The sequence below is a fragment of the Kineosporia babensis genome (assembly GCF_021129305.1).
GTDB lineage: Bacteria > Actinomycetota > Actinomycetes > Actinomycetales > Kineosporiaceae > Kineosporia > Kineosporia babensis.
Map to the genome: position 1 here is coordinate 1 of NZ_JAJOMB010000055.1, position 6155 is coordinate 6155.

A 6155-nucleotide genomic window follows, 5' to 3' on the forward strand; every position below is an offset into this window, starting at 1 on the left:
GCACCAAGACCACTACCCGCGTACGACGCGGTAAACCAGGAAAGATATTGCTCGAGGTCACCACACTTCGACCTGCACGACCCCACCCGGGACGACATCCGCTCCTGGGCCCACGACCTCTTCGAGACCGCAGCCACCCACGCCGTGCAGCGCCTGAGCACAGCCAGAAAGAAGCCCTGACCTGGCGCATTCAAACACCCAGCCCGCCCGGCGCTGCCGGGAACCCGCACCAATGACAGGCCGCAACGGATGCAGGTACTGAAACCTGCCTCAACCTCGATCCTGGCCTTCCGATGGGGTTTCTTGTTCGACTGTGGGCAGGCGTCGCCGTTGCGCGGAAGCCTCGCGTGTCTCCAGGAGCTGATGCCCAGGCTGGTCCAGACTGGTCGTCTGTGCTGGGAGGTAAGCATGATCCTGGCGCGACGCGGTCCGAGATGAATAGCGTGAGATCTCTTCTGCTACTTCACTGCAATGTTAGATTCTCCGTCATCGACTGGGGGGCCGATGAAAACGCTGAGACTGGGGCTGGGGTCCGTTCTGCTCTGCCTGGGGATTCTGACGGCAGGTGCTGCTCCTGCATCAGCAGTCCCTACTCCGGGCCTGGGAACTGGAGAGATTGTCTCTCCGGTTGTCGTGCGACCGAAGATGAAGGTTCCTCTGGTTATCGGGCTGGGAAATACGGAAAGAACGGGCGTCCGGGTTCGTGTCCAGTTCCATGGCAGATGCTGGACCCGGGACAGCAAGTTTGTGAAATTCAAGCGGCCGGCTGTCACGGTCAACGTGCCACCGGATCTCAGCAGGCCTCCGGGGGCCAAGATTCTGCGTAAGGTCAAAGGAAAACTCAAGATCCCTGCCTCCTGTGCTGCGCAGGAGGATACTCCTGGCATTCCCACGTGGGATGGCTATTTCGCGGCCGATTTCGGAGTCGCAGGGCAGAGGGTGCAGGGTACTTTCTCGTCATTCTTCTGGATCGGAAAGCCTTTCACCCGTAATAATATTCGCTACAATCTCGGACTAAAAACCCGAAAGCCGCCCAAAACCTCCCAGGCCCACCACACACTGCCGCAGAAATTCCGCAGCAAGTTCGAAAGCCTGAATCTGGATATAGATGACCCGGGGCAGATGCGATGGTGGTGCTCAAAGAAAGGGGTGAACACAAACCATCAATCGCAGGCAAGGTCGTACAACGCTCGTTGGAGCGAATGGTTCGCCACGCATCCGAAGGCGACGCGGAAACAAGTGCTCACCTTCCGGGACAGTATCCAAGGGCTGTACATTTATGCCTGCCCTGGTGTGAGCAACTATCCGGGCTTTCCATGATGTGACAGGGCAATAGCCTGGCGAGCATCTCGTCCCGGTGTGACCGCCGTGGCTACATATGACGGTCCTGAAAAGCGGTCGCTACTGAGTTGAGAAACCCTCGCCGCCTTTCTCATGTACCGCTTGGCGGGGGACCGGGTCGGCTTCCATATCGATGATCAAAGGGTGGGTGGGGCCAGCATTGATCTGGTTGCCGATCTGCTCGAACAGCCCAGCGCTCACTCTGTCAAGGTGAAGGACGGGAGCAGCCGAACTCAATGGTCGATCTGCGAGCATTACCTGCAGGGTGCCCGCGGCTTCGCGCGCGATCTCCATATCGGCCGTTTCTTGAATAAAAGCCACTGCTGTTATCCATTTTTCGATATTAGGGCGACCGTCAACCATCTGCTGGTGATGTGGAGTTTCGCGTGTCTCCTCGGCTCGGGTTCTCACTTCACGTAAGGCTGCGATCAAAAGCTCGCTTGCGCCGTGGACGTACGTGAATAGGTTCAAGGCGTCGGCGGGTAAGGCTCGGGTAGGCTCATGCCAGACTGAATCTCCGGGCCAATCAGGGGTGTCGGCGAGAGTGCGACACTTTTTCAGGATAGCCGCCCCGGTTGAATCCCACAGGCCAATCTTGAGTCCAAGAGTGGTATAGGACAGCGCCTTTTTTACGCTCCAATCGTCCATCTGCATTTTTCGGCGGTCATGAAATCGTCCTAGCTGAATCAGAAGTGCTTGATGAGCCGACTGCGCGGCGCCGACCTTCTGAGCGATGTCGTCTAGATAGTCCTGGAAGGAGGTGCCGGCGGTGAGATAGTCGGGCCCAGGTGTCGTCGTAGCGGTCAGTAGTTTCTCGAAGCCCTCCTGTGAGTAGGTAAGGGTAGTCCCGTGTTCTTGCCACCAGAGATCCTTGAGCCTTTGCTCGGGTGAGGCCTGCGGTACCACGACGCCGTGGCGCCACAGAGCGCCGACAATAGCCGGGCAGCGTCCATTGGTTACTGTATCCGCCTCCTGAAGAAGGCTTTGTGCCAAATTCTTGCCGCCAACGGCGCTTGCCACACGAGAGGCAACGAGTGCGGCGATTGCCCCGATCTCGGGCTGGCCATTCTTGGAGTATTTGACCGCCGATACCAGGAGGTCTAGGCCGATCTCACCGCGGCCAAGCATCAAGGCAGCCAGGCCACCGACCAAGCGCGGCCGAGCCGTATACGGGTACATCTCGATGCTTGCCTGAGCATCGCGAAGAGAATCATCGAACCAGCCAGCTGAATATGCGATTACTGCTCGTTCGGCCATCTCTTCGCTGGCGGTCTGGGTTGGCCTAGAGATGGCGGTGAACAGGTTGCTGCTATGGCTGTTCAACTCTTGTAGCGTAGCCAGAACCGGTGCTAGATCCACGCCACCGCCATCGATACTGATGCCCGCATACTTATCTAGACCGTAGCTGATGACGAAGTCGACTAGTTCCGTGACAAATTCGCTCATAGTTGCGGTTCCCCCGTGCGTATGCGTCCCCGACCATGATTGTCGCACGACTCTCGAAGATGTCTCACGGAATCCAAAAACCATCTATCCAGAAGTGTGCTGGATTCCTGGATCAACAACACAGCATCGTCATCGCTGTGCCTTGCTGCGCCTCAGCCGCCGTGAACTCGCTCGGATCCTCGTGACCATCCCCGCGTTCACCAGTGGCTGCACGGTGAACTCAGGCCTCCAGGAGGCTGGCGCCGATGTCGGCAGCGTGGGAGGCGTTGCAGGCCCGCAGGAATTTCTGCCGGTTCCGGGCGGAGGCCAGTCCCAGGTAGACGCTGATGAGCGTTCCCAGGCGGGTGGGGAAGTGATGGTCGGGGTTGACGATGACCTCGATCTCCGTTGCCGTCAGCGCTCGTGTCGAGCAGCGACCGTTCTAACGGGCGGCCAGGTTGAACTACTCGTCCCAGTCGTTGTCCTGGTAGTTCGCGTCTGCCGGAGGGCCTGGCTTGATCACGATATTTCGCAGCTCTAGAACCCCCGAGGGCCTTTCACGCCACACGGTCACCGTGTAGACAACATCGGCCAGGTCGGAGTGCCACAGCTGCCGGTAGTCACCACGGCCGGGCAGCTGCGGGGCAAAGTCCCAGCCCGACTGCACGAGTTCGACCAGATCGGGGAACACTTGTTCCTGGAAGTCGGCCCGGGTCGGCATGATCTGCTCCGGATCGGGGCTCATTGCCCAGGTACCGGAAGACCGCCTCGTAGAAGCCGATGCGGGATGACGCGGTAAGCCAACGGTCAGGACGACTGCTGGTGACGGGCCTCGAACTCGACCACCTGCTCAAGCAGCTCAGCCGTCATCTGCTCCACCATCGCCGGCGGCAGGTCGGAGGGGTGCAGCCGGTGCCGCCGGTCCTCAGCCCGGGCCTCGGCCAGCATGATCCCTGCACGATCGCTGGACATGATCCTCGAGGAGATACCCGACGACGGGGAGCCCGCGTAGAGCACGGTGTCCGATCATCCTAGAAGGCTCTCACCATGGTGGAAGGCTGGCGCGCTTCGCCACAACTGAAGATCAGGTCAGGTCGCTTGCCCTCGACCAGCACGGCATGCCAGCGCAGCAGCACGTCTCGCTCAAGCGAGACGAGTACATGATCCTCATCCAGGTACTCCTGGGGAAAGTCCAAGGTTGGGTCCTCGATCGGCTCCGACTTCTTCATCTCGCACCGGAACCCGATGCGCGATTCAATGGTCACGTCACCGGTCTGCACGCCGGGCAACGTCTCGCCGCCCAGCCGGATACCTGGGATGGTCTCGGTCGGACACCACGTCAACGATGAGTAGTCGTTTTCCATGACGTGGATCTTCAAACGTTCGATGCGCGGCGGCGATGGCAGCCGGAGCTCGTCGGCGAACTGCACGCTGGCGACGATCCCGCTCCCGAACCGGTACGAGACCTTCTCACCTATCAGGTCCCAGCACTCCCGCTTGACCTCAGTGAGAAGAGGATTCTCCTGAACGGTCGCGGATTGAACACGACGCAGAGCCTCCGTGTAGGAGATGTCCTGCTCACGAGCCAAATGCTTGGCCACGTAGTCCTTGCTCACGGTTCATCCATTCCCGATGGGCCCACACGACCACCGGCGTTGTTGGACGGACCGGAGGACTCTTCTCCCTGCGTGACGATCGCCTTGTCCCTCTATGCCTGAGGCCGGGTGTGGGCCGGCGAGGCAGGAGAAACCGGGGGCGCAGGCCACCCGTCCAATTAGGATAGATCGTCACACTGAGTCATTCAACCCGTTGCGTGCCTCAGAGATGCACACAGGGACGATGCAGCGGCGAGGCGCCGCGAAGTAGCGTCTCTGGGATGCAGCAATTCGGGGAGAAGCAAGACTCCATCGACCCTGTCTGGATCCCGGGATGGGCCGCTTACAGCACCTGGGGGTGGGACAGCGGAACGAGGTGCTGGTACGCGCAGATGTACCGCGACACCAGCGATCCGGACGCCGCACCCGACCACCATCTGCACGAGTCAGAGGCGACCCAGCTCGTGGTCAAGATCGGCGCGGTGACTGGACTGCCCAGCGAACAGGTGCAGCAGATCCTCAGCGCCAAACCTGGTACGCCGGAGTATGAGCGGTTCGCCAGAACGGCCTCCTCGCATACCTAACGGCGCAAGCCGGGAGTGCCGTGTAAGCGCGGTCGCTGTTGCCTTGTTCGAGGTAGCCAGAGTCATCCGCGAGAACAAGTAGCAGTCCTCACCACACCCTGACACGCAGGAACCTCGCCGGGCCCGGCTCGGCCGTGGACGGCCGAAAGTACCTGGTGCTGCGGGACCTACCACTCGAGCCGCTTCACCCGTGGCTCACCCGGTATTTGACACCTGAGCAAGCCCGGAAACCCTAGGCTCACATGCGGCTCGGCGCTGACCGTCCGAACCGAACAGCGCCGAGCCTGATCCCCCGTATGAGGCTCGTCGGAGGTCCGCACGCCGCACCCATCAGCACGGTCTCTACCTCCCGGCCACAGCGATCGACACCCTGACCGGATGCACCCTCGCCTCGAGCAGATCATCCACCTGGCCGGCGGCGTCGACGAGCACCGCCTGGAAGTCCACGTGGTGCCGCACCCGGAGCCAGGGCGCAAGCGGGACATCGTCCTACGCCTGGACGGCGGCTACCGCAAAGAAGAGACGCCCGCACCCGGACCGACTTCATCGTGCAGCAGGCCGCGCAAAGGAGCACCCCTGGAGCGGTGGCCGGCCTACACGAGGGCTCGACGAACGTCTTCCTCCTCGGCGACACAACTGAGCGCAACCCTCAGCACGGACGGTGAACACGACACCCATGCTCAGGTGTCGAAGGGAAGATCCTCGTTGCGCACGTTGCCGGAGTGCCAGGCGAGAAATACCTCTGCGGCTGGGCCCATGTCGTGCTCGTGGGGCAGGGGCCCGCAGATGTAGACGGTGACACCGGTGAGGGTCCAGATTGACGCTGAGGTCGCTGAGTGAGGACCGGCCGGGCGCCGGGCAGTTCGGCGCCGGTGATGAGGGCGTTTTCGTCCACGACGGCCAGCACCAGCGGCAGTACGGCGAAGACCATCAGACCGATCTGGGTGGCGGGGGCCGACGCGGGTCCGATCGAACGCAGGTCGCTGGGGGTCCGGTGGTGGCCTCGGCGAGGGTGACTGCGGCGAAGTCGGATGTGGCCTGCCCGAGGGTGGGGCGGTCCCAGGTAGACGGGCAAGGGGGCCGGGCCGTCCCAGGTGCCGTCACGGTCCAAAAGCAGGCGGAGTTCCAGCTGGCCGGTGTTCTTTCGTGCTCGAGGTGGACGAACAGCCCGGACCAGAGGACCAAGGCCGCGACGTCCAGGGGGGTGTCT

General features: G+C 61.6%; 7 protein-coding genes. 3 read left to right on the plus strand and 4 right to left on the minus strand.

What is annotated here, in order from left to right:
- A partial coding sequence (locus LR394_RS40795) for a hypothetical protein (protein ID WP_231450098.1) occupies positions 1-180 on the plus strand: 180 nt, incomplete at its 5' end.
- A gap of 324 nt (positions 181-504) precedes the next feature.
- Positions 505-1320, plus strand: coding sequence for a hypothetical protein (locus tag LR394_RS40800; protein ID WP_231450099.1), 816 nt, complete (start codon positions 505-507; stop codon positions 1318-1320).
- A gap of 81 nt (positions 1321-1401) precedes the next feature.
- On the opposite strand, the gene LR394_RS40805 is transcribed toward LR394_RS40800, so the two are convergent.
- The 4 genes from LR394_RS40805 to LR394_RS40820 form a co-directional block, all read right to left on the minus strand.
- Positions 1402-2787: a hypothetical protein gene (locus tag LR394_RS40805; protein WP_231450100.1), complete on the minus strand. Its 1386-nt coding sequence runs from the start codon at positions 2785-2787 to the stop codon at positions 1402-1404.
- Between the two features lie 442 nt (positions 2788-3229).
- Entirely contained in the window at positions 3230-3511 is a 282-nt protein-coding gene (locus tag LR394_RS40810) for a hypothetical protein (RefSeq protein WP_231450101.1), read from the minus strand.
- A 62-nt stretch (positions 3512-3573) separates the two neighbouring features.
- A complete protein-coding gene (locus LR394_RS40815) occupies positions 3574-3738 on the minus strand; it encodes a hypothetical protein (RefSeq protein WP_231450102.1) in 165 nt (54 codons plus the stop codon).
- Between the two features lie 59 nt (positions 3739-3797).
- The gene (locus tag LR394_RS40820; RefSeq protein WP_231450103.1) at positions 3798-4382 is read right to left on the minus strand and encodes a hypothetical protein; all 585 of its coding nucleotides are present in this window, start codon (positions 4380-4382) and stop codon (positions 3798-3800) included.
- Between the two features lie 260 nt (positions 4383-4642).
- Between LR394_RS40820 and LR394_RS40825 the strand changes: the two genes are divergently transcribed.
- Positions 4643-4945, plus strand: a complete 303-nt coding sequence (locus LR394_RS40825; RefSeq protein WP_231450104.1) for a hypothetical protein — start codon at positions 4643-4645, stop codon at positions 4943-4945.
- Positions 4946-6155: the final 1210 nt, after the last annotated feature.